Origin of the sequence: Roseateles puraquae, assembly GCF_002205845.1 — a bacterium.
Classification (GTDB): domain Bacteria; phylum Pseudomonadota; class Gammaproteobacteria; order Burkholderiales; family Burkholderiaceae_C; genus Pelomonas; species Pelomonas puraquae.
Map to the genome: position 1 here is coordinate 193,694 of NZ_NISI01000010.1, position 21,017 is coordinate 214,710.

Genomic DNA, 21,017 nt, shown 5'->3' on the forward strand with positions numbered 1-21,017 from the left:
CTTCCATCAGCGGGACAGGCCCTCAATCTCGGCCTCGGCGACGCCGGCCTCGCGCAGCAGGCTGTGGGCGCGGCGCAGCATGTCGGCGTCGGTGTCGCAGTATTCCAGCCGGTAGCCGCAGTGGTCGTGCACCTGCTTCCACAGCGGCTTCATGATGGCTGCGTCCTCGATCTCGGGGCCCACCTGCCACAGGCAGGCCAGCTCGGCCGGCATCACCTGCCGGCCCAGGCGCAGCAGGTCGTGGTAGACCTCCAGCACCTCCGGCGAGGCCATCAGGCTGCCATGCCACCAGGTCACGCACACATAGGGTGCGGTGGGCTGCCAGCGCTGCAGCAGACGGCCGACGGCGCGCGACATGACGCCCACCATCTCCACGTTGAACGGCCCGCTGGCCTCGTAGCACAGCAGCCGGCCGTGGTGCCAGACCTGCAGCTCACCATGCGCCATGAAGCGCCCCTGGGGGAGCTGGCCGACGTTGATGCGGGCGGGGCTGGCGTCCATGGGTGCAGCATAGCGGCGGCCGGGCGCTCTGGCGTGGGACATAGAATCCGCGGTTGCTTGCGCCTGCCGCGGGCGCATCGATCCTTTCCGAGTATTTCCCCCGAGGAACGCAACGTGTTTATCTCCAACGCCTTCGCGCAGACCGGCGCCGCCGCCAGCCCTGAGAACAGTCTGCTGGGCATGCTGCCCCTGGTGCTGATGTTCGTGGTGCTCTATTTCGTGATGATCCGGCCGCAGATGAAGCGCCAGAAGGAGCACAAGGCCATGATCGAGGCGGTCCAGAAGGGCGACGAGGTCGTCACCGCCGGTGGCCTGGTCGGCAAGATCGCCAAGCTGGGCGACAGCTTCATCCACCTGGAAGTCGGCAACGGCGTGGAAGTGCAGCTGCAGCGCAGCGCCATCACCCAGGTTCTCCCTAAGGGCAGCTTGAAGTAAACGGCCCTGCGCCCATTTCCGTCAGCCAGCCCGCCCTGCAACCCGCGCGGCGGCTGACGACGCCCTCCCGGCGCCAACAAGGACCTTCCCATGAACCGCTACCCGCTCTGGAAGTACGCGATCCTGCTCGTCGCGTTGCTGATCGGCGCCCTCTACACCCTGCCCAACCTGTTCGGCGAAGCGCCGGCGGTGCAGGTGTCCAGCGCCAAGGTGACCGTCAAGGTCGATGCGTCGATGACGCAGCGCATCGAGGCCGCCTTGCAGCAGGCCGGCGTCAAGGCCGACTTCGTCCAGTTCGACGGCAACTCGGTCAAGGCCCGCTTCAGCGACACCGACACCCAGCTCAAGGCCAAGGACGCGATCAGCAAGGCGCTCAACCCGGACGCGGCCGACCCGACCTACATCGTGGCCCTGAACCTGCTGTCGCGCTCGCCCCAGTGGCTCACCGCCCTGCACGCCAACCCGATGTACCTGGGCCTGGACCTGCGCGGCGGCGTGCACTTCCTGATGCAGGTCGACATGAAGGCGGCCCTCACGAAGAAGGCCGAGGCCCTGACCGGCGACGCGCGCACGATGCTGCGCGACAAGAACATCCGCCACGCCGGCATCACGCGTGAAGCGAACACCGTGCTGATCGCCTTCCGCGACGCCGATCAGCGCACGGCTGCGCTCAATCTGCTGACGACCCAGCTGCCCGACGTCGTCTGGACGCCCCAGGGCGAAGGCAGCGAGCTGCGCCTGGCCGGCAACCTGAACCCCAAGGCTCAGGTTGCGGTGCAGGAAGCGGCCCTCAAGCAGAACATCACCACGCTGCACAACCGCGTGAACGAACTCGGCGTGGCCGAACCCGTCATCCAGCAGCAGGGCCTGGACCGGGTCGTGGTGCAGCTGCCGGGCGTGCAGGACACCGCCAAGGCCAAGGACATCATCGGCCGCACCGCCACGCTCGAGCTGCGCATGGTGGACGACACCACCGAGGCGCTGGAGGCACTCAAGGGCAATGGCCCGGTGCCCTTCGGCACCGAGCGGTTCATGGACCGCGGCTTCGGCCCCATCATCGTCAAGCGCCAGGTGGTGCTGACGGGTGATGCCCTGGTCGACGCCCAGACCGGCTTCGACGAGAACCACCAACCGTCGGTCGACCTGACGCTGGATGCCAAGGGCGCCCGCGTGATGAAGGACCTGTCGCGCGAGAACATCGGCAAGCGCATGGCCATCATCCTGTTCGAGAAGGGCAAGGGCGAGGTCGTCACCGCGCCGGTCATCCGTAGCGAACTCAGTGGCGGCCGGATCAAGATCTCGGGCGCCATGACCACGCAGGAAGCCAACGACACGGCCCTGCTGCTGCGCGCCGGCTCGCTGGCCGCGCCGATGGAGATCATCGAAGAGAAGACCATCGGCCCGAGCCTGGGCAAGGAAAACATCGAGAAGGGCATCGCCTCGGTCACTTGGGGCTTTGTCGCCGTGGCCGCCTTCATGTGCGTGTACTACCTGCTGTTCGGCGTGTTCTCGTCGCTGGCGCTGGGCTTCAACCTGCTGCTGCTGGTGGCGGCGCTGTCGATGATGCAGGCCACGCTGTCGCTGCCGGGCATCGCGGCCATTGCGCTGGTGCTGGGCATGGCCATTGACTCCAACGTGCTGATCAACGAGCGCGTGCGGGAAGAGCTGCGCGGCGGCGCCTCGCCCCAGCAGGCCATCCACCTCGGCTACGAGCGGGCCTTCGCCACCATCCTGGACTCCAACGTGACCACGCTGATCGCGGGCATCGCGCTGCTGGTCTTCGGCTCCGGCCCGATCAAGGGCTTCGCGGTCGTGCACTGCCTGGGCATCCTGACCTCGATGTTCTCGTCGATCGTGTTCTCGCGCGGCCTCGTGAACCTCTGGTATGGCCGCCAGAAGAAGCTCAAGAGCGTGTCCATCGGCCAGATCTGGAAACCCGAGCCCGAGACCACCGACGTGGCGGCCAAGGCCTAAGGAAAGCACATGGAACTCTTTCGCATCAAGCGCGACCTGCCGCTGATGAAGCATGCGTTGATCTTCAACGCGATCTCCTTCATCACCTTCGCGGCCGCCGTGTTCTTCCTGGTGACCCGCGGCCTGCATTTCTCCATCGAGTTCACGGGCGGTACGGTCATCGAGGTGGCTTATCCGCAGGCCGCCGACATTGACAAGACCCGCCAGGCCGTCGAGAAGATGGGCTACGGCGAGGTGCAGGTGCAGAACTTCGGCTCCTCGCGCGACGTCATGATCCGCCTGCCGGTGCGTGCCGGCGAGAAGCAGACCGAGGTGGTCGACAAGGTCTTTGCAGAAATCTGCAAGGCCGACGCGGGCAGCGTCACCAAGCTGCAGACCGTCACGCCCCAGGGCGAGCAGGTCAGCAAGCAGATCTGCAAGACCGCCGACGGCGCCGAGCCGGTGGCGCTGTCGCGCTCCGAGGTGGTCGGCCCGGCCGTGGGCGCCGAGCTGGCGCTGGATGCCGCCAAGGCCCTGGCCATGACGGTGGTGGGCATCATGATCTACCTGGCGATCCGCTTCGAATGGAAGTTCGCGGTGGCCGGCATCATCGCCAACCTGCACGACGTGGTCATCATCCTGGGCTTCTTTGCCTTCTTCCAGTGGGAGTTCTCGCTAGCGGTGCTGGCGGCCATCCTGGCGGTGCTGGGCTACTCGGTGAACGAATCGGTCGTGATCTTCGACCGGGTGCGCGAGGCCTTCCGCAAGTACCGCAAGATGAACACTCAGGAGGTGATCGACCACGCGATCACGTCCACGATGAGCCGCACCATCATCACCCACGGCTCCACGCAGCTGATGGTGGTGTCCATGCTGCTGTTCGGCGGCCCGACGCTGCACTATTTCGCGGTCGCGCTGACCATCGGCATCCTGTTCGGCATCTACTCGTCGGTGTTCGTGGCGGCCGCCATTGCGATGTGGCTCGGCGTCAAGCGCGAGGACCTCGTGAAAGTCGCCGTGACCCGGGACGACCCCAACGACCCGAACTCCGGGGCGGTCGTGTAGAGTGAAGCGGACTTCGCAACGACGCTGATCGCCCCACACGCTCCATGACCGCCGCCCGCAACCAGGCTCTGGCCACCCAGGCAAGGCGCGTCTACCTCGAAGCCCTGGTCCGCGGCATGACGCCGCTGGTGGCGGCCGTGGGGCAGGGCGCGAGCAACCTGCTGGTGCAGGGTGCGCCTCACGCCGTCATGATGGCGCGCCGGGATGCGGTGCAGGCCTGGCAGAAGTCGGGCCCGAACTGGCAGATGGCGGTGGTGGCCGCGCTGCGTCACGCCGCCGTCCATGGCGTCTCCGACAACGCGCGCGAGCACGACACCGGCACGCCGGCGCCGACGTCCAAGATGAGCCTGGTGGATGACTCCACCATCGAGCGCGAGATCACCAGCTCCCGTCTGGCCCTGGTCATGATGGACCGCGCCACCTGGGAGTTCACCGATCTGCGTACCCGCATGCAGGCGTTGGAGGGCCAGGACGACCTGGAGCCCCTGGACCTGCTGCGCGCCCACGTGGTGGCCCGCCTGGCGCTGGACGCCTGGAACCGGGTCGGCCTGGACGCCAACATCTGGCAGCTGCTGCACCACGAGCTGCACGAGGAATTCGCCCAGCTCATCAGCGAGGCCTACCACGAGACCAACCGCTGGCTGATCGCCCAGAAGGTGCTGCCCGAGGTGGACCTGCGCCCGTTCATCCGCCGCACGGCCCAGACGGCCCGGGACATCGCTGCTGCCGCTGCGGCAGGGGCGCCGGTGCCGGCCACGCCTGCCGTCGCAGCCCCCGCGCCCGTGGCGCCGGGCCCGGGCCTGGCCCCCTCGTCAGGCGCCCCGCCCGCTGGGAATGGTGCGCCCGTGCGCAGCAAGGCCAGCAGCCAGGCCGACGAAGTCATGGCCCAGCTGCAGCGCGTGCTGGCACGTCACGTGCCGGGCTTTCCGGTCACCAAGAGCCAGGTGCCCGCCCGCCCGGGCGCTGGCCGCCCCAGCCTGGCGGATGTCGCGCCTGGCGCCCCGTCCGCCGCGCTGGCCTCGGCGGGGCCTGACAGCGCCTCGGGCGCCGCGCGGCCTGCGCTGGCAGATGCACCACCGGCGGTGGCGGCTTCGCCCCGTCTGCTGGGCGCGATCAAGCATGCGCAGGAGTCACTTCAGCGCCGCCCCACCGGTGGGGCTGAATCCAGCGGTGCTGCAGCGAGTGCCCCGCGCGCACTGGAGGAGATCGGCGCCCGCAACCAGGCCTTCAAGCAGGTCCTCAAGCAGGCGGCCAACAACCCTGCCGAGCGCGCGACCATCGAGATCGTCGCGATGATGTTCCAGAGCATCCTGACCGAGGAGCGCATCCCGGCCACGGTGCGCGTGTGGTTTGCCCGGCTGCAGATGCCGGTGCTGCGCGTGGCGGTCAGCGAACCCGACTTCTTTGCAGCCGCCGACCATCCGGCCCGCCGCCTCATCGACCGCATGGGCGCCTGTGTGATGGGCTTCAACACCGCGCAGAGCGGCAGCCCGGGTTCCGAGCGGGCCAGCAACGATGCGCTGGAGCGCGAGATCAAGCGGGTCGTGCAGGTGGTCGAGGCCTACCCTGACACTGGCCGCCGGGTGTTCTCGACGGTGCTGACCGAGTTCGAGAAGTTCCTCGACCACTATTTCGAGAACGAGAACCAGGCCTCCAAGCGCGGCGTGTCCCTTGCCCAGCAGGTGGAGCAGCGCGAGACGCTGGCCATCCAGTACACCATCGAGCTGCGCAAGATGCTGTCAGAAGTGCCGGTGCAGGATGGCGTGCGCGACTTCCTGTTCCACGTCTGGGCCGATGTGCTCGCCGTCACCGCGGTGCGCGCCGGCGCCCAGGCCGACGTCACCAAGACGATGAAGCGGGCCGCGGCCGACCTGATCTGGTCAGCCAGCTCCAAGGCCTCGCGCGAGGAGCGCGCCGAAGTGATCCGCCGCCTGCCGCCGCTGCTCAAGACCCTGCGCGACGGCATGAGCCACGCCGGCCTGCCGACCGACAAGCAGGATGAGCACGTACGCCAGCTGAACAACGCGCTCGCGGCCGCCTTCACGGCCAAGACCGCGGCCATCCCGCGCGAGCGGCTGGACGAACTGATGGATCAGCTCGAGACCTTGGAGGCCATGCTGCCCGAAGACATCGAGGGCGACAGCCATGTCGACGAAATGCTGGTGCGCGACCTGTCCGGCCACGAGTCCGAGGGCATGGAGGTCGTGGCCGAAGGCGGCTCGGCCCCGACGCCGGCCATGGTGGCCTGGGCCCGCGAGCTGCAGGTCGGCGGCTGGTTCATGCTCGACTACCGCGGCCGCAACGAGCAGGTGCAGCTCGCGTGGCGCGGCTTGCGCAAGCAGCTGGCGCTGTTCGTCACGCCCAAGGGCCGTGGCGTGCTGTTCTCGCTGAACCGCATGGCAGCCTTCCTGCAGGCGGGCCTGCTGCTGCCGGCCCAGGATGAAGCCCTGACCGTGCAGGCCACGCGCAAGGCGCTGGCCAAGCTGGATGCTGACCCGGATCAGCTCCTGAAATGACAAACGGCGCCTGAGGCGCCGTTCTTCGTCAGTGCCACCAAGGCTCAGTGGATCAGCCGGTCTTCCGGGGCGACGAAGAGTTCGTCGAGGATGAGGGCATCCGGCTCCTCGCCCAGGCACCAGAACACCATCAGCACGATGATCTTCAGGTCTTCGAGATCCATCGGCGCGCCCGGGATGGCCATGGCACGGTCGATGACCATCTCGCGCATCGGGCCGGGCAGCACGCCGGCCGATTCGAGGAAGCTGATGAAGCCGATGGACGGCTCGCCCAGGTGCTCGATCTCGGCCGCCGAGTACACCCGCATCGCGTGGGCGCTCTGCTCCCCCTGGTAGGACTCGCCGGCCGCAGCCAGTCCGTCGAGCCAGTTCAGGGCCTCCTGGATCTCGTCGTTCTCGAAGCCCACCGCCGTCAGCTTGCGCGCGAGCTGCGCATGGTCGGGGCAGGCGTCCGGACGCCAGTAGGTCTCGTAGAGATAAACCAGGACATCGAACATCGTGAGGGGATGATAGCCGAGGGTTTGAAGCGCCCCAGACGCGAATAACCCCTCGGATCGGGCTCTGATATCCGGGGTTAAGCTCGCTATCCCGCCACGCGCCGCTGAAACAGCTGGCCCGCCAACCGGGCGACCTGGCCGTCCAGTTCCAGCTCCAGCAGGGCCGCCTGCAGCTCGGCCGCCGGCCAGCCGCAGCGGGCCATCAGGGCGTCCAGGCTGACCGGATCGAACCCCATGGCGTCCAGCAGCGCCTGCTGCTCGTGAGGTGTTTCTTCCAGGGTGTCCGGCGTTTCAGGTGACCGCGCGGCGCCCAGGGGCGGCAGTTCCTCCAGCACGTCTTGCGCCGACTCGACCAATTTGGCGCCCTGGCGAATCAGCGCATGGCAGCCGCGCGCCTGCGGTGAATGGATGGAGCCAGGGATGGCAAACACCTCCCGCCCGGCCTCCACCGCCAGCCTGGCCGTGATCAGCGACCCTGACTGCAGGGCCGCTTCCACCACGAGGCAGCCCTGGCTCAGGCCCGCGATGATGCGGTTGCGCCGCGGGAAATTGGCCTGCATCACGGGTGTCCCCAGCGAGTATTCACTCACCAGCAAGCCACCGCCCGCCAGCACGCGAGCCGCCAGCTTCTCATTGCGCTTGGGGTAGACGATATCCAGCCCCGTGCCCACGACGGCGACCGTGGCGCCGCCGGCGTCCAGGGCGCCTTCATGCGCGGCGGCGTCCACGCCGAGGGCCAGGCCAGAGACGATGGTGTAACCGGCCCGCGCAAGCGCTTGGGCGAACGCGCGGGCGTTGTCCTCGCCCTGCGGCGTCGGGCTGCGGCTGCCGACGATGGCCAGCGACGGGCTGGCGAGCAGCTCGCGCTTGCCCTGCAGCCACAACAGCAGTGGCGGATCAGCCGTGGCCAGCAGCCGGGCAGGGTAATCGGCATCGCCCAGCATCATCAGGTCGTGCCCGGGCTCGGCAAGCCAGACCTCGGTACGCGCGATCAGCTCGGGCAGATGCTCCGGCGGCTGGCTGAAGGCCTGGCGCTGCTTGGGCGGCAGCGCTTGGTCGAGCGCTGCGGCAGGCAGTTCGAACACGGCTGGGGCGCTGCCAGCCATGGCGAGCAGCCGCCGGGCGGCGCCGGGGCCGACGCATTCGGTCAGCCGCAGCCAGGCGGCCAGTTCGGCCGTGTCGAACTTCAAGGCTGCGTGAAGCGGTCGCCGACGGTGACGGGGTCCTTGACGGAGATGATGAGGGCGTAGGACACGCGCTCATAGACCTCGAACACGAACAGCACGCCGTGGCGTTCGTCCGGCAGCTTGATGGGCTCGACGCGCTCGCCGGTCTTGTCGACCGTGCGCTCGCCGTCACGCCACAGGGCCAGCACATGGCCACGCTCGAGCTTGTCGCGCTTGCCGCGGTTCAACACGACGATCTGGTTCTGGCCGGCGTTCAGCGCCTCACCATAGACCGCCGCGATTTGACCCGCGACCGGCTGATCCGGCGCGTGGGGCATGTAGCGATCCAGGTCGCGTGCCGGGGCGGGAGCCAGGCGATCACCCACGCCGACTTCCAGCCGGGCGAGGTTGACCTTGATCGTGGCGGGGATGGTTTCGGGCTTGCCGTCCGGGCCCGGCCGGGTGTCGGCCGCGCGCGTGAGCTCGGCGGTGCCGACGTAGGGTGCTTCGTAGCCCAGGATTTCCTTGGTGGTCGGGTCGCGCAGCTCGCGGGCGGTGCGGAAGATCCGGAAATCGACGTTGTTGCCAAAGTCGCCCCGGGCATAGGCCTTGCCGCCCTGACCCAGCACCACATGCCCTTCTTCCGTCGCGACGATGCGCGGTGCGGTGGCGAGTTGGTCGGTGTCGAAGACGACCGCTTCGGTCAGGAAGGGCTGGATGAGGTTGAGCGGAATGCTGGCGATGGGGCTGGCGTCCAGCGAGGCGATGCGCATGCGCGGGCTCAGCTTGACGGCACCACCCGCCCCGCCGCTGCCCACGCCCTGCGCGAGCTCCAGCCGGGCGCGGTCGCCGCTCTTGACCAGCAGCAGCACCTGGCCCGGGTAGATCAGGTGCGGGTTGCGGATCTGGTCGCGGTTCATGCCCCAGAGTTCGGGCCAGCGCCAGGGGCTCTTCAGGAAGATCTGGGAGATGTCCCACAGGGTGTCGCCCGCCTTCACGATGTGTTGGTCGGGGGCGTTGGGCGCCAGCTCGGACAGCGGCACACCGGCGGCGGCGACCTGATCGGCCACACGGCGCTGTTCGGGCGTGATGGGCAACTGGCTGGTCTGGGCCCAGGCCGAAGCCGTAGCGAGGGCCAGGCAGGCCGCAAGGACGGAAAAGTGGGCAGGACGGGCAGCGGGCATCGGGAGCGGTCTCCGAAGGGATTGCCGGATCGGCGAAAATCCGGGTGATTCTGCCCGCATTCAACCGGGCTGGACCGCGCTTGCGAGTGCTTACAAAGCGCCTGGCGTGGCCCGAGCCCCACATTCCATGGCACAACTGCACATCCTTCGCTTCCCCGACCCGCGCCTTCACACCGTCGCCAAGCCCGTGGCGGCGGTTGACGAGCGCATCCGCCGACTCGTCGACGACATGCTCGAGACCATGTACGCCGCCGATGGCGTCGGGCTTGCCGCCACGCAGGTGGACGTGCATGAGCGCGTCATCGTCATCGACACCTCGCAGGAGCGAGACACCCCCCGGGTGCTGATCAACCCCGAGCTGGTCAAGGTCAGCGAGCGCATGGTCGAGGGTGAGGAAGGGTGTCTGTCCGTCCCCCAGATCTATGACAAGGTGCCGCGCCACGCCGAGGTCACGGTGCGCGCCACCAATCGCGATGGCGAGGTCTACGAGTTCGACGCCGACGGCCTGCTGGCCGTGTGCGTGCAGCACGAGATGGACCACCTGATGGGCAAGGTGTTCGTCGAGTACCTGAGCCCGCTCAAGCGCGATCGCATCAAGACCAAGATGGTCAAGAAGACACGCGAGGAAGAGGCCGAGGCCAAGAAGCGCCAGCAGCGCTTCTGACCTGGCATGGCCCGCGCATGAGAGTCGTCTTCGCCGGCACGCCGGAATTCGCTGCGGTCGCCCTGGATGCCATCCTGGCGGCCGGTTTCAAGGTGCCGCTGGTGCTCACCCAGCCCGACCGCCCCGCCGGGCGCGGCATGAAGCTGCAGGCCTCGGCCGTCAAGCAGCGGGCGCTGGCCGCCGGCATCCCGGTCGCCCAGCCGCAAGGCCTCAAGCTCGACGGCAAGTACGCCGCCGATGCCGCGGCGGCCCGCGAGGCCCTGCAGGCGGCGCAGGCCGACGTCATGGTGGTGGCCGCCTATGGCCTCATCCTGCCGCAATGGGTGCTCGACACCCCGCCACGCGGCTGCCTGAACATCCATGCCTCCCTGCTGCCGCGCTGGCGGGGGGCGGCGCCCATCCATCGCGCCATCGAGGCGGGCGACACCGAGACCGGCATCACGATCATGCAGATGGATGCCGGCCTGGACACCGGCGACATGCTGCTCGTGGGCCGCGAAACGATCCGGCCCGACGACACCACCGCCGTGCTGCACGACCGCCTGGCGGCGCTGGGCGGGCAGCTCATCGTCGAGACCCTGCAGGCGCCGGCCCTGGCCCGCACGCCGCAGCCTGCCGAGGGCGTCACCTACGCCCACAAGATAGAGAAGGCCGAAAGCAGCATCGACTGGCGCCAGCCTGCCGCTGAGATCGAGCGGCGGCTGCGCGCCTTCGACCCCTTCCCCGGCGGTGTGGCCACGCTCGCGGGTGAGGCCGTCAAGGTCTGGCGCGCCGAATGTGTCGCCGGGCAAGGCGCGCCGGGCGAGGTGATCGCACCCGGCCCGGTGGTCGCCTGCGGCGAGGGCGCCCTGCGCCTGACCGAGCTGCAGCGTGCTGGCGGCAAGCGCGGGCCGGCGGCCGCCTTCCTGCAAGCCCGGCCGATCGCGGTGGGCGAGCGCTTCGACGCTTGAAAACCACGCGCCGTGGCACCATCTGCCACGCCGTCAACACCACCCGAGGCCTGCTGCGATGTTCAACCTGATGAAGACCGCCATCCTGATGGCCGCCATCACGGCGCTGTTCATGGGCGTGGGCGCGTTGATCGGCGGCCAGACCGGCATGCTGATCGCGCTGCTGGTCGCCGTCGGCATGAACTTCTTCAGCTATTGGTTCTCCGCGGACATGGTGCTGAAGATGTACAACGCCCGCGAGGTCGACGCGAGCTCGGCGCCGCAGTTCTACGGCATGGTCGCCGAGTTGGCCCAGCGCGCCGGCCTGCCCATGCCCAAGGTCTACCTGATCGATGAAGACGCGCCCAATGCCTTCGCCACCGGGCGCAATCCGGAGCATGCGGCGGTGGCGGCCACCACCGGCATCCTGCGTGTGCTGTCCGAGCGCGAGCTGCGCGGCGTCATGGCGCACGAGCTGGCCCACGTCGCCCACCGCGACATCCTGATCAGCACCGTCAGCGCGACCATGGCCGGTGCCATCTCGATGCTGGCCAACTTCGCCGCCTTCTTCGGTGGGCGCGACGAGCATGGTCGCCCGACCAACCCGATCGCCGGCATCGCCGTCGCGCTGCTGGCGCCGCTGGCAGCCAGCCTGATCCAGATGGCGATCAGCCGTGCGCGCGAGTTCGAGGCCGACCGTGGCGGTGCCGAGATCTCCGGCGACCCGGCGGCCCTGGCTTCGGCGCTCGACAAGATCCACCGCTACGCCCAGGGCATCCCGATGGCGCCGGCCGAGGCTCACCCCGAGACGGCGCAGATGATGATCATGAACCCGCTGTCCGGCGGCGGGCTGCGCGGCCTGTTCTCGACCCACCCGGCCACCGAGGAGCGCATCGCGCGCCTGATGGCCATGGTGCGGCGCTGATTCAAGTTCGCGCCGGTGCGGCCGATACTTCAGTCGATGAAGCGCCTTCTTCTTGCCCTGCCCCTGCTCGCAGCCCTGTCGGCCTGCGAGCAGCTGGGCATTGACGACCCGGCCAAGGTCGCCGCCGCCAAGGAGGCCGACGGCAAGGCCATCGGCAGTGCCTGCCGGCATGCCATGCGCGCCATCGAAGACTGCTACGTGCTGAACCCCAAGGCCCAGAAGGCCGCCGTCTACGCCGGCTGGCGCGAGATGGACGAGTACATGCGCGAGAACAAGCTCGAAGGCATCGCCCCGGTCGTGCCGCGGCCGGGTGCCAAGCCCAAGACCGACGAAGAAGAGGCCGCCGCACCGGCCAAGACCTCCGAGAAGGCGGGCGACAAGGCCGCAGAGAAAGTGGCCGAGAAGGTCGCCGACAAGTCCGGCGCCGCGGCCAAGGCCCACTGACCGGCGCGGCCAGCCGCATTTCAGCCCCCCGATTTCGCGCATCGTCGCGCCAGGTTCGACGCCGGCCGCCCGGCAAGACACCATGGCAACCATCGCAACCCAGATGGAGCCCGCCATGAACACCACCCGCCGCCTCTTCGCCCTCGGTCTCGTCGCTGCCACCGTGGCCAGCGGCACCGCGCAGGCCTGGAGCTGGAGCAACGAGCGCGTCTCGGGCAATGGCGACATCGCCACCGAAGCCCGCGACACGGGCAGCTTCGACGGCGTCTCGGTCTCCGGCAGCTTCAACGTCATCGTGCGCCAGGGCAGTGCGACGAAGGTCGAGGTCAAGGCCGACCGCAACCTGCTGCCGCTGATCGAGACCCGCGTGGTCGATGGCGGCAAGGGCCGCACCCTGCAGATCGAGCCCAAGAAGGGCTACAACCTCAGCGCGTCGACCACGCCGAGCTTCGTCATCGAGCTGCCCAGCCTTCGCGCGGTCGCCGTGGCGGGTTCGGGCAACATCAAGGTCGAGGCCATGAAGACCGGCGGCGTGGAGGCGGCGATCGCTGGCTCGGGCGACATCCGCTTCGCCAACCTGGAAGCCGAGAAGCTGGCCATGAAGGTCAGCGGCAGCGGTGACATCGTGGCCGTGGGCCGCTGTGGCTACGCCAGCGTCTCGATCGCCGGCAGCGGTGACGTGAAGGCCGCGGAGCTGCTGGCCGACGAGGTCAAGGTCAGCATCGCCGGCAGCGGTGACGCCCAGGTCAATGCCAGCAAGAAGCTCAACGTCTCCATCGCCGGCTCGGGCGATGTGAAGTACGCCGGCTCGCCCGAGATCTCCTCCTCCATCGCTGGCAGCGGCAAAGTCCGCCGGCTTGGCCAGTAAGACCCCCATCCCGCCGACAATGGCGGGATGCAGTGGATTGAGAAACTGCGCGCGCTGGCGGCCGATGCCGATTTCCGCCAGGGTGCGCGCGACATGGCTTCGCCCTCGCTCGGGCTGGCCGCCTGGGGGCTGGTGGCTGGGGTGACGATGGTCAAGGGCGGCCTCAGCATCCCGCAGGCCATGGGGATGTCGCTGCTGGTCTTCGCGGGCAGCGCGCAGCTGTCGGCCGTGCCCCTGATCGCCGCCGGTGCGCCGCTGTGGGTGCTGCTGGCCACGGCCTTCTGCGTGAACCTGCGCTTCGTCATCTTCAGCGCGCAGTGGCGCCACTATTTCGGCCACCTGCCGCGGCTGCAGCGGCTCATGACGACCTACTTCGCGGCTGACCTGAACTTCGCCTACTTCGTGAAGCGCTACCCGGATGCCGCCCCCTCGGCCGGCCAGCAGCGCTACTTCTGGGGCGGTGTGGCGGTCAACTGGCCGATGTGGCAGGTCTGCTCGTTCACCGGCATCCTGCTGGCCGAGCGCATTCCGCCGCACTGGGGCATCGGCTTCGCGGGCGTGCTGGCTCTGCTGGGCATCTCCTACTCGCTGCTGACCGAGCGTACGCTCTGGTGGGTGGCCGTCACGGCCGGCGCGGTGTCGGTGGCCACCTACTCGCTGCCGCTGAAGCTCAACATCCTGTGCGCCATCGTGGCTGCCGGCGCGGTGGGCTGGTGGCTGGATGCGCGAAAGGCACAACAGCAGCGAAAGGCCCGGGCATGAGCGACGCGATGATCTGGATCGCCCTCGTTGGCCTGGGCCTGATCACGGTCGTGACCCGCGGCTTCTTCATGATCGGCGACCAGCCCCTGCCCATGCCCGACTGGCTGCGCGAGTTGCTCAAGGTCGCGCCGCTGGCTGCGCTGATGGCGGTCGTCGCGCCGGAGATCTTCATGACCCAGGGCCACGCCATCACCACCTGGCAGGACGCCCGCTGGCCGGCGGCGCTCGCGGCAACGGGCTACTACTTCTGGCGCCGCGGCATCCTCGGCACCATCCTGGTGGGCATGGCCGTGATGCTGCCCTTGAAGCTCGGCCTGGGCTGGTAGGCGCCGCACCGGGGTACGTGGCGTAACGGGGCGAGAATCGCGGCAGTTTCCTCAACTGACCCGCGACCATGAACGTCATCCGCTTCTCCGACCTGATCGCCGCCGGCAAGGTGTCCGGCCAACGCGTCTTCATCCGCGCCGACCTGAACGTGCCGCAGGATGACGACGGCAAGATCACCGAGGACACCCGCATCCGCGCCTCCCTGCCGGCCATCAAGATGGCCCTGGACGCAGGCGCCGCCGTCATGGTCACGTCGCACCTGGGCCGCCCGACCGAGGGTGAGTTCAAGCCCGAGGATTCGCTGGCGCCGGTCGCCCAGCGTCTGTCGGAGCTGCTCGGCCGCCCGGTGCCGCTGCAGCGCGACTGGGTCGATGCCGTGTCGGTCGCGCCCGGCCAGGTGGTGCTGCTGGAGAACTGCCGCCTCAACAAGGGCGAGAAGAAGTGCAACGACGAGTTGTCGAAGAAGCTTGCCGCGCTGTGCGACATCTTCGTGCACGACGCCTTCGGCACCGCCCACCGCGCCGAGGCCACGACCTACGGCATCGCCAAGTACGCCAAGGTGGCCTGCGCCGGCCCGCTGCTGGCTGCCGAGATCGACGCCATCACCAAGGCCCTGGCCAACCCGCGCCGCCCGCTGGTGGCCATCGTGGCCGGCTCCAAGGTGTCGACCAAGCTGACCATCCTGCAGAGCCTGGCCGGCAAGGTCGACGGCCTGATCGTCGGCGGCGGCATCGCCAACACCTTCATGCTGGCCTCGGGCCTGAAGATCGGCAAGTCGCTGGCCGAGCCGGACCTGATCGACCAGGCCAAGGCCGTCATCGAGGCCATGAAGGCCCGCGGCGCCGAAGTGCCCATCCCGGAAGACGTCGTCACCGCCAAGACCTTTGCCGCAGGCGCCACGGCCTCGGTCAAGGCCGCGGCCGACGTGGATGACGACGACCTGATCCTGGACATCGGCCCCAAGACCGCCGCCAAGCTGGCCGAGAAGCTCAAGTCCGCCGGCACCATCGTCTGGAACGGCCCGGTCGGCGTGTTCGAGTTCCCGGCCTTCGCGCACGGCACCGAGGCCATCGCCCGCGCCATTGCCGAAAGCGTCGCCTTCAGCATCGCCGGCGGTGGTGACACCCTGGCCGCGATCGCCAAGTACGGCATCGAGAAGGACGTGGGCTACATCTCCACCGGCGGCGGCGCCTTCCTGGAAGTGCTGGAAGGCAAGACCCTGCCGGCCTTCGAGATCCTGGCCAAGCGCGCCCAGGGCTGACCGACGGCTGCCTCGGCCTCGTGCCGGGGCAAGCCTGGCTGGCCGCCTGACGAACGCGGCCTGCCGAATCGGCATGACCGCCTGTGCAAGCGGCATCGCCAGCGGCGTAACCGCGCAGTAACCTCCGGGGCCGACCTCATGCCTCGCTGTGGAGACTGCTGCCATGGAAAAGAACAACGCTCCCTTGTCGCCCGCGGAAGCCGCGCTGCGCGACGCCGCGCTCGACTATCACCGTGCCCCGACGCGCGGCAAGATTTCCGTCACGCCGACCAAGGCCTTGTCCAACCAGCGCGACCTGTCGCTGGCCTACTCGCCGGGCGTGGCCTATCCCTGCCTGGACATCGAGCGTGACCCGTCACTGGCGGCCGAGTTCACCTCGCGCGGCAATCTCGTGGGCGTCATCACCAATGGCACCGCAGTGCTGGGGCTGGGCGACATCGGCCCGCTGGCCGCCAAGCCGGTGATGGAGGGCAAGGGCTGCCTCTTCAAGAAGTTTGCCGGCATCGACGTGTTCGACATCGAGCTGGCCGAGCGCGACCCCGATAAGCTCATCGACATCATCGCGGCCATGGAGCCGACGCTGGGCGGCATCAACCTCGAAGACATCAAGGCGCCGGAGTGCTTCTACATCGAGCGCGAGCTGTCCAAGCGGATGAACATCCCGGTCTTCCACGATGACCAGCACGGCACCGCCATCATCTCCTCGGCCGCGCTGCTCAACGGCCTGGAGCTGGTGGGCAAGGACATCGGCCAGGTGAAGGTGGCCGTGTCGGGCGCAGGTGCGGCCGCCATCGCCTGCCTGGACGTGATGGTCGGCCTGGGCGTGAAGCGCGAGCACATCTTCGTGTGCGACTCGCGCGGCGTGATCCACAGCGAGCGCGAAGACGCCAAGGCCGGCAAGCTGGATGAATCCAAGCAGCGCTACTGCCAGGTCACGCCAGCGCGCACGCTGGCCGACGTGGTCAGCGGTGCCGATGTGTTCCTCGGCTGCTCGGCGGCCGGCGTGCTGACTGCCGACATGGTCAAGGCGATGGCCGCCCAGCCCATCATCCTGGCCCTGGCCAACCCCGAGCCCGAGATCCGCCCCGAGCTCGCCAAGGCTGCGCGGCCTGACTGCATCATCGCGACCGGCCGCAGCGACTACCCCAACCAGGTCAACAACGTCCTGTGCTTCCCCTACATCTTCCGGGGTGCGCTGGACTGCGGCGCCACCAAGATCACCGAGGGCATGAAGCTGGCCTGCGTGCGCGAGATCGCCGCACTCGCCAAGGCCGAGACGAGTGACGAGGTGGCGGCGGCCTACGCCGGCCAGGAACTGGCCTTCGGGCCGGAGTACCTCATCCCCAAACCTTTCGATGCACGGCTCATCCTGCGCATCGCACCCGCCGTGGCCGCCGCGGCGGCAGCCGATGGCGTGGCCACGCGGCCCGTGGTCGACCTGGAGGCCTATCGGCAGTCGCTGGAGCGCTTCGTCTACCAGACGGGCATGTTCATGCGCCCGGTGTTCACGGCCGCCCGCGCCGAGAAGGCCCGCGTCATCTACGCCGAGGGCGAGGACGAGCGGGTGCTGCGCGCGGTGCAGGTGGCGCTGGACGAAGGCCTGTGCCGCCCGACGCTGATCGGCCGCCCGGCCGTGCTGCAGTCACGCATCCAGCGCGCGGGCCTGCGCCTGAAGCTGGGCGAAGACGTGGCCGTCATCGACCCCGAAGACGACCCGCGCTTCCGCCAGTACTGGGAGGCCTACCACGCGCGCATGAAGCGCAACGGCGTGACGCCCGAGATGGCCAAGTCGGCGGTGCGGCGCTCCAACACGGCCATCGGCGCCTTGGCCATCGAGCTGGGCGATGCCGACGCGATGATCTGCGGCATGGTCGGCCGCTTCGATCGCCACCTGGAGCAGGTGCGCGAGCTGGTGGGCCTGGCGCCCGGTGCGCGGCAGTTTGCCGCGATGAATGCGCTGATGCTGGAGCAGATGACGCTCTTCATCGCCGACACCTTCGTCAACGACGACCCCAGTGCCGAGGAGCTGGCCGACATCGCCGCCATGGCCGCCGAAGAGGTGCACCGCTTCGGCCTGCCGCCCAAGCTCGCCTTCGTCAGCCATTCGATGTTCGGCTCCAGCACGCGCCCCTCGGCAATCAAGATGCGCCGCGCTCATGAGCTGTTCGCTGCGGCCCACCCCGAGGTGGAATGCGATGGCGAGATGCATGGCGACGCGGCGCTGTCCGAAAGCGTGCGCCACGCCTTCCTGCCTGACAGCAAGCTCACCGGTGCGGCCAACCTGCTGGTGCTGCCCACGCTGGACGCCGCCAACATCCTGTTCAACGTACTGAAGATCAGCGCCAGTCATGGCGTGACGGTCGGCCCCATCCTGCTGGGCGCAGCCAAGCCCGTGCACATCCTGACGCCGTCGGCGACGGTGCGCCGCATCGTCAACATGACGGCTCTGGCGGTGGCTGATGTGCGCGAGGCGCGCCGGTAGTTTCCCGGCTGGCAGCGCGGGCTTGCCTGCGCAAGCATGCGACTCGCGCTCGCGCGCGATGTCACCGCCGCGGGCAGCAGGGAGGAACCATGAGAACACTTGCCGCCGCGGTGCTGGCCGCGCTGCTGACCGCCCCTGGGCTGCCCGCCCGAGCCCAGGCCGACGATGCGCTGCTCCGGGCCATTTACCAGGAGCTGGTGGAGATCAACACCACGCCTTCGTCGGGCGACTGCACCGTGGCCGTCAAGGCCATGGCGGCGCGGCTCAAGGCCGGTGGGTTCCAGGACGACGAGATCCGCATCGTCGTGCCCCCGGGTGCCGACAAGCATGGCAACCTCGTGGCCCGGCTGCGGGGCAGCGGCGCGCAGCGGCCTTTGCTGCAGTTGGCGCATGTGGACGTGGTCGAGGCCCGGCGCGAGGACTGGACCCGCGATCCCTTCAAGCTGGTCGAGGAAGACGGCTACTTCTACGCCCGCGGCAGCTCTGACGACAAGTCCATGGCGGCCATCTATGTGGCCAACATGATCCGCTTCCGCAAGGAGGGCCTGAAGCCCGCGCGCGACCTCGTGCTCGCCCTCACCTGTGGTGAGGAGACCGTCCCAGGCCCGTACAACGGGGTGGAGTACCTGCTCAGGCACCACCGGGGCTTGATCGACGCGGAGCTGGCCCTCAACGAAGGCGGCGGCGGCGCGCTGACGGCCGAGGGCCAGCCGCTGTTCCACCGCATCCAGGCCGGCGAGAAGGTGTTCCAGAGTTTCCAGCTCGAGGTGACCAACAAGGGCGGTCACAGTTCGGTGCCCGTCCCCGACAACGCCATCTATCGCCTCGCCGATGGCCTGTCGCGCCTGGCACGCTTCAGCTTCCCGCTCAAGCTCTCGCCGGTCACGCGGGCCTATTTTGAGTACCTGGCGCAGACCGAGAAGCCCGCCGTGGCGCAAGACATCCGCGCCATCCTGCGCGACCCGCCGGACCCCGACGCCCAGAACCGGCTCTGGCAGGTCAGCGCGACTTACAACGCCAGCGCGCGCACCACCTGTGTTGCCACTCAACTAGACGCGGGGCATGCCGTCAACGCCCTGCCGCAGCGCGCCAAGGCCTTCGTGAACTGCCGCATCCTGCCTGGCCAGCGCGTGGAGGACGTGCAGGCCACGCTGGAGCGCGTTTTAGCCGACGCGCAGATCAAGGTCACGCGCATGGGTGGGGCCGTCGAGGCACCGATGCCGCCCATGAAAGAGTCGCTGCTCGAGGCCATCAAGGCCGTCAACGAAGAAGTCTGGCCGGGCGTGCCGGTGATCCTCGGGTTGACGCCGGGTGCGTCTGACGGACGATTCCTGAATCAGAGCGGGATCTGGACCTATGGCGTCACAGGGCTCTTCCATCCGCCGGGCGGGTCCAATGCCCACGGGCTCAATGAGCGGCTGCGGGTGCGCTCCCTGTTCGAGGGCGCCGAGTTCCAGTACCGGCTGGTCAGGCGCCTGGCGCAGCCGTGACGGCAGGCTGCGGCTGCGGCCGTGACGGGCTGAACTGGGCCAGGGCCACACCGCCCAGGATCACCCCCGCACCCAGCAGCTTGTGGGCGCTGAACTGCTCGCCGCCCCAGGCCCAGGCGGCCAGGCCTGCGATCAGCGGCATCAGGTAGATGAGCGGTGCGGTGCGTGCCACGCCGCGCCGCTCGTTGGCCCAGCCCCAGGCCAGCCAGCCCAGGAAACCGCCGCCGGCCGTCTGCCACAGCGTGCCGGTCCAGACCCAGCCGGGCAGGGCGGCCCAGTCCAGTGCAGCCAGCGACGGGGCGCTCCACAGCAGCATCGGCAGCGTGCAGACCAAGCTGCCGTAGCCCAGCACCGTCACGCCGCCGTGGTGCTGGATCAGCGGCTTGCTGGCCACCGTGTAATAGCTGAATAGGGCGGCGGCGAGCAGCAGCGTCAGGTCGCCCAGCGAGGCCTGCCAGTCGGCAGAGAGCAGCTTGTCCGACGTGAACAGCAGCGCGCCGGCTGCCGCCGTGGCCACACCGGCGACCTGGCCGCGCGACAGCCGCTCGATGCCGCTCAGGCGCAGGATCAGCAGCGTGAACACCGGCCCGCAGGCCAGCAGCACGCTGGCGCTGAAGGCCGTCGAGCCCTGCATGCCCAGCGCCGACAGCAGCAGGTGCAGGCCCTGGCCGACCAGGGTCAGCCGCACGAGCGGCCAGATCTCCTGCCGGTCCAGCCGCGGCCAGTGCGTGCCGAAGCGCCAGCACAGCAGGGCCACGGCGCAGAAGGGCACGAGCAGGTAGCGCAGGCCGAGAAAGCCGATCGGGCCGACCTGGCCGAACAGTGCCTTCTGCAGCGGGAAGTTGACACCCCAGACGATGACGACGGCCAGGGCCGCGAGCAGGGGCAGATGAGAAGCGGGGGCGCGGTCCGGCATGCAGGGCGGGGGAGGGTTGAGGTCAGAATTGTCCTGCCCTGCCGGCGACCTGCCGGAAGGCATCGTCGATTCGCATCCCACCCTCCGCCTGAAACCCGATGAATCTAGAGCTGCCCAGCCGACTCGCGCCCCTGGACCCTGGCCACGCCGACGCACGCGCCTTGATGGCCCTGTCCGAGGCCTATATGGGCACGCTCTACCCGAGCGAGAGCAATCATTTCGAGCCGCCGGAAGGCCTGCGCGCGCCGCAGGGCGAGTTCTGGGGCTTCTGGGTGGGCGACACCCTCGTGGGCTGTGGCGGCGTGAAGTTCCATGCCCCGCCGGATGGGCCCGCCTACGGTGAAATCAAGCGCCTGTTCGTGCTGGACAGCGCGCGTGGGCGTGGCGCGGCCAAGCAGCTGATGGCGCGCCTCGAAGACGCCCTGCGCGCCCGCGGCACGGGGCTTGCGCGGCTGGAAACCGGCATCCACCAGCCCGAGGCCATTGGCCTGTACCGGCGCCTGGGGTATGCGGAGCGCGGCCCGTTCGGCGCCTACGCGCCCGACCCCTTGAGCCTCTTCATGGAGAAGTCGCTGGGCTGAAACGCGGAGAAACTCCAGCGCGCCTCGGCGGCTCATAATTCCTCGCCCCTA

At 68.9% G+C, this 21,017-nt stretch carries 20 protein-coding genes; 15 read left to right on the forward strand and 5 right to left on the reverse strand.

Annotated elements, in window-relative coordinates; genetic code table 11:
• Positions 1 to 6 precede the first annotated feature (6 nt).
• Positions 7 to 501, reverse strand: a complete 495-nt coding sequence (locus CDO81_RS21095; protein WP_088485209.1) for a hypothetical protein — start codon at positions 499 to 501, stop codon at positions 7 to 9.
• Positions 502 to 615: 114 nt separating this feature from the next.
• Here CDO81_RS21095 and yajC point away from each other — a divergent pair, with 114 nt between their 5' ends.
• The 4 genes from yajC (at position 616) to CDO81_RS21115 (ending at position 6,470) form a co-directional block, all read left to right on the forward strand.
• Positions 616 to 936 (forward strand): preprotein translocase subunit YajC, encoded by a 321-nt coding sequence (gene yajC / locus CDO81_RS21100; protein WP_088485210.1) that lies wholly within the window; start codon positions 616 to 618, stop codon positions 934 to 936.
• 90 nt (positions 937 to 1,026) lie between these two features.
• Positions 1,027 to 2,910, forward strand: a complete 1,884-nt coding sequence (secD, locus tag CDO81_RS21105; RefSeq protein ID WP_088485211.1) for a protein translocase subunit SecD — start codon at positions 1,027 to 1,029, stop codon at positions 2,908 to 2,910.
• Between the two features lie 9 nt (positions 2,911 to 2,919).
• The gene (gene secF, locus CDO81_RS21110; protein ID WP_088485212.1) at positions 2,920 to 3,954 is read left to right on the forward strand and encodes a protein translocase subunit SecF; all 1,035 of its coding nucleotides are present in this window, start codon (positions 2,920 to 2,922) and stop codon (positions 3,952 to 3,954) included.
• A gap of 44 nt (positions 3,955 to 3,998) precedes the next feature.
• Positions 3,999 to 6,470 carry a DUF1631 family protein gene (locus CDO81_RS21115; protein ID WP_088485213.1) on the forward strand — a complete coding sequence of 824 codons (2,472 nt, stop codon included), beginning with the start codon at positions 3,999 to 4,001 and terminating at the stop codon, positions 6,468 to 6,470.
• A 44-nt stretch (positions 6,471 to 6,514) separates the two neighbouring features.
• On the opposite strand, the gene CDO81_RS21120 is transcribed toward CDO81_RS21115, so the two are convergent.
• The 3 genes from CDO81_RS21120 to CDO81_RS21130 form a co-directional block, all read right to left on the reverse strand.
• Positions 6,515 to 6,967, reverse strand: coding sequence for a Smg family protein (locus CDO81_RS21120; RefSeq protein WP_088485214.1), 453 nt, complete (start codon positions 6,965 to 6,967; stop codon positions 6,515 to 6,517).
• A gap of 86 nt (positions 6,968 to 7,053) precedes the next feature.
• The gene (gene dprA / locus CDO81_RS21125; protein WP_241517087.1) at positions 7,054 to 8,157 is read right to left on the reverse strand and encodes a DNA-processing protein DprA; all 1,104 of its coding nucleotides are present in this window, start codon (positions 8,155 to 8,157) and stop codon (positions 7,054 to 7,056) included.
• Positions 8,154 to 9,317 (reverse strand): LysM peptidoglycan-binding domain-containing protein, encoded by a 1,164-nt coding sequence (locus CDO81_RS21130; RefSeq protein WP_088485215.1) that lies wholly within the window; start codon positions 9,315 to 9,317, stop codon positions 8,154 to 8,156. Before CDO81_RS21130 ends, dprA begins: the two co-directional genes overlap by 4 nt.
• 127 nt (positions 9,318 to 9,444) lie before the next feature.
• Here CDO81_RS21130 and def point away from each other — a divergent pair, with 127 nt between their 5' ends.
• The 10 genes from def (at position 9,445) to CDO81_RS21180 (ending at position 19,469) form a co-directional block, all read left to right on the forward strand.
• On the forward strand, positions 9,445 to 9,981 hold the full coding sequence (def, locus tag CDO81_RS21135; RefSeq protein ID WP_088485216.1) for a peptide deformylase: 537 nt from the start codon (positions 9,445 to 9,447) through the stop codon (positions 9,979 to 9,981).
• 17 nt (positions 9,982 to 9,998) lie between these two features.
• On the forward strand, positions 9,999 to 10,931 hold the full coding sequence (gene fmt / locus CDO81_RS21140) for a methionyl-tRNA formyltransferase (RefSeq protein ID WP_088485217.1): 933 nt from the start codon (positions 9,999 to 10,001) through the stop codon (positions 10,929 to 10,931).
• Between the two features lie 58 nt (positions 10,932 to 10,989).
• On the forward strand, positions 10,990 to 11,835 hold the full coding sequence (gene htpX, locus CDO81_RS21145) for a zinc metalloprotease HtpX (RefSeq protein WP_088485218.1): 846 nt from the start codon (positions 10,990 to 10,992) through the stop codon (positions 11,833 to 11,835).
• A 36-nt stretch (positions 11,836 to 11,871) separates the two neighbouring features.
• The gene (locus CDO81_RS21150; protein WP_193466525.1) at positions 11,872 to 12,279 is read left to right on the forward strand and encodes a hypothetical protein; all 408 of its coding nucleotides are present in this window, start codon (positions 11,872 to 11,874) and stop codon (positions 12,277 to 12,279) included.
• A gap of 115 nt (positions 12,280 to 12,394) precedes the next feature.
• Entirely contained in the window at positions 12,395 to 13,147 is a 753-nt protein-coding gene (locus tag CDO81_RS21155; protein WP_158218374.1) for a head GIN domain-containing protein, read from the forward strand.
• Positions 13,148 to 13,174: 27 nt separating this feature from the next.
• A complete protein-coding gene (locus tag CDO81_RS21160) occupies positions 13,175 to 13,909 on the forward strand; it encodes an AzlC family ABC transporter permease (protein WP_088485220.1) in 735 nt (244 codons plus the stop codon).
• Entirely contained in the window at positions 13,906 to 14,235 is a 330-nt protein-coding gene (locus CDO81_RS21165; RefSeq protein ID WP_088485221.1) for an AzlD domain-containing protein, read from the forward strand. The genes CDO81_RS21160 and CDO81_RS21165 overlap by 4 nt, the downstream gene beginning before the upstream one ends.
• 68 nt (positions 14,236 to 14,303) lie before the next feature.
• Positions 14,304 to 15,497, forward strand: coding sequence for a phosphoglycerate kinase (locus tag CDO81_RS21170; protein WP_088485222.1), 1,194 nt, complete (start codon positions 14,304 to 14,306; stop codon positions 15,495 to 15,497).
• Positions 15,498 to 15,660: 163 nt separating this feature from the next.
• The gene (locus CDO81_RS21175; protein WP_088485223.1) at positions 15,661 to 17,979 is read left to right on the forward strand and encodes an NADP-dependent malic enzyme; all 2,319 of its coding nucleotides are present in this window, start codon (positions 15,661 to 15,663) and stop codon (positions 17,977 to 17,979) included.
• A gap of 89 nt (positions 17,980 to 18,068) precedes the next feature.
• Positions 18,069 to 19,469 carry a M20/M25/M40 family metallo-hydrolase gene (locus tag CDO81_RS21180; protein WP_088485224.1) on the forward strand — a complete coding sequence of 467 codons (1,401 nt, stop codon included), beginning with the start codon at positions 18,069 to 18,071 and terminating at the stop codon, positions 19,467 to 19,469.
• On the opposite strand, the gene CDO81_RS21185 is transcribed toward CDO81_RS21180, so the two are convergent.
• Entirely contained in the window at positions 19,447 to 20,385 is a 939-nt protein-coding gene (locus tag CDO81_RS21185; protein ID WP_088485225.1) for a DMT family transporter, read from the reverse strand. The two genes, CDO81_RS21180 and CDO81_RS21185, sit on opposite strands and share 23 nt — an antisense overlap.
• A 98-nt stretch (positions 20,386 to 20,483) precedes the next feature.
• Here CDO81_RS21185 and CDO81_RS21190 point away from each other — a divergent pair, with 98 nt between their 5' ends.
• Positions 20,484 to 20,966, forward strand: a complete 483-nt coding sequence (locus CDO81_RS21190; protein ID WP_088485226.1) for a GNAT family N-acetyltransferase — start codon at positions 20,484 to 20,486, stop codon at positions 20,964 to 20,966.
• The last annotated feature ends 51 nt before the right edge of the window (positions 20,967 to 21,017 follow it).

Bases quoted from the DNA above. Each gene is read 5' to 3' on its own strand.
- CDO81_RS21095 (WP_088485209.1), bottom strand. From the start codon at position 501: ATGGACGCCAGCCCCGCCCGCATCAACGTCGGCCAGCTCCCCCAGGGG.
- secD (WP_088485211.1), top strand. From the start codon at position 1,027: ATGAACCGCTACCCGCTCTGGAAGTACGCGATCCTGCTCGTCGCGTTG.
- secF (WP_088485212.1), top strand. From the start codon at position 2,920: ATGGAACTCTTTCGCATCAAGCGCGACCTGCCGCTGATGAAGCATGCG.
- CDO81_RS21115 (WP_088485213.1), top strand. From the start codon at position 3,999: ATGACCGCCGCCCGCAACCAGGCTCTGGCCACCCAGGCAAGGCGCGTC.
- CDO81_RS21120 (WP_088485214.1), bottom strand. From the start codon at position 6,967: ATGTTCGATGTCCTGGTTTATCTCTACGAGACCTACTGGCGTCCGGAC.
- CDO81_RS21130 (WP_088485215.1), bottom strand. From the start codon at position 9,317: ATGCCCGCTGCCCGTCCTGCCCACTTTTCCGTCCTTGCGGCCTGCCTG.
- def (WP_088485216.1), top strand. From the start codon at position 9,445: ATGGCACAACTGCACATCCTTCGCTTCCCCGACCCGCGCCTTCACACC.
- fmt (WP_088485217.1), top strand. From the start codon at position 9,999: ATGAGAGTCGTCTTCGCCGGCACGCCGGAATTCGCTGCGGTCGCCCTG.
- htpX (WP_088485218.1), top strand. From the start codon at position 10,990: ATGTTCAACCTGATGAAGACCGCCATCCTGATGGCCGCCATCACGGCG.
- CDO81_RS21150 (WP_193466525.1), top strand. From the start codon at position 11,872: ATGAAGCGCCTTCTTCTTGCCCTGCCCCTGCTCGCAGCCCTGTCGGCC.
- CDO81_RS21155 (WP_158218374.1), top strand. From the start codon at position 12,395: ATGAACACCACCCGCCGCCTCTTCGCCCTCGGTCTCGTCGCTGCCACC.
- CDO81_RS21160 (WP_088485220.1), top strand. From the start codon at position 13,175: ATGCAGTGGATTGAGAAACTGCGCGCGCTGGCGGCCGATGCCGATTTC.
- CDO81_RS21165 (WP_088485221.1), top strand. From the start codon at position 13,906: ATGAGCGACGCGATGATCTGGATCGCCCTCGTTGGCCTGGGCCTGATC.
- CDO81_RS21170 (WP_088485222.1), top strand. From the start codon at position 14,304: ATGAACGTCATCCGCTTCTCCGACCTGATCGCCGCCGGCAAGGTGTCC.
- CDO81_RS21175 (WP_088485223.1), top strand. From the start codon at position 15,661: ATGGAAAAGAACAACGCTCCCTTGTCGCCCGCGGAAGCCGCGCTGCGC.
- CDO81_RS21180 (WP_088485224.1), top strand. From the start codon at position 18,069: ATGAGAACACTTGCCGCCGCGGTGCTGGCCGCGCTGCTGACCGCCCCT.
- CDO81_RS21185 (WP_088485225.1), bottom strand. From the start codon at position 20,385: ATGCCGGACCGCGCCCCCGCTTCTCATCTGCCCCTGCTCGCGGCCCTG.
- CDO81_RS21190 (WP_088485226.1), top strand. From the start codon at position 20,484: ATGAATCTAGAGCTGCCCAGCCGACTCGCGCCCCTGGACCCTGGCCAC.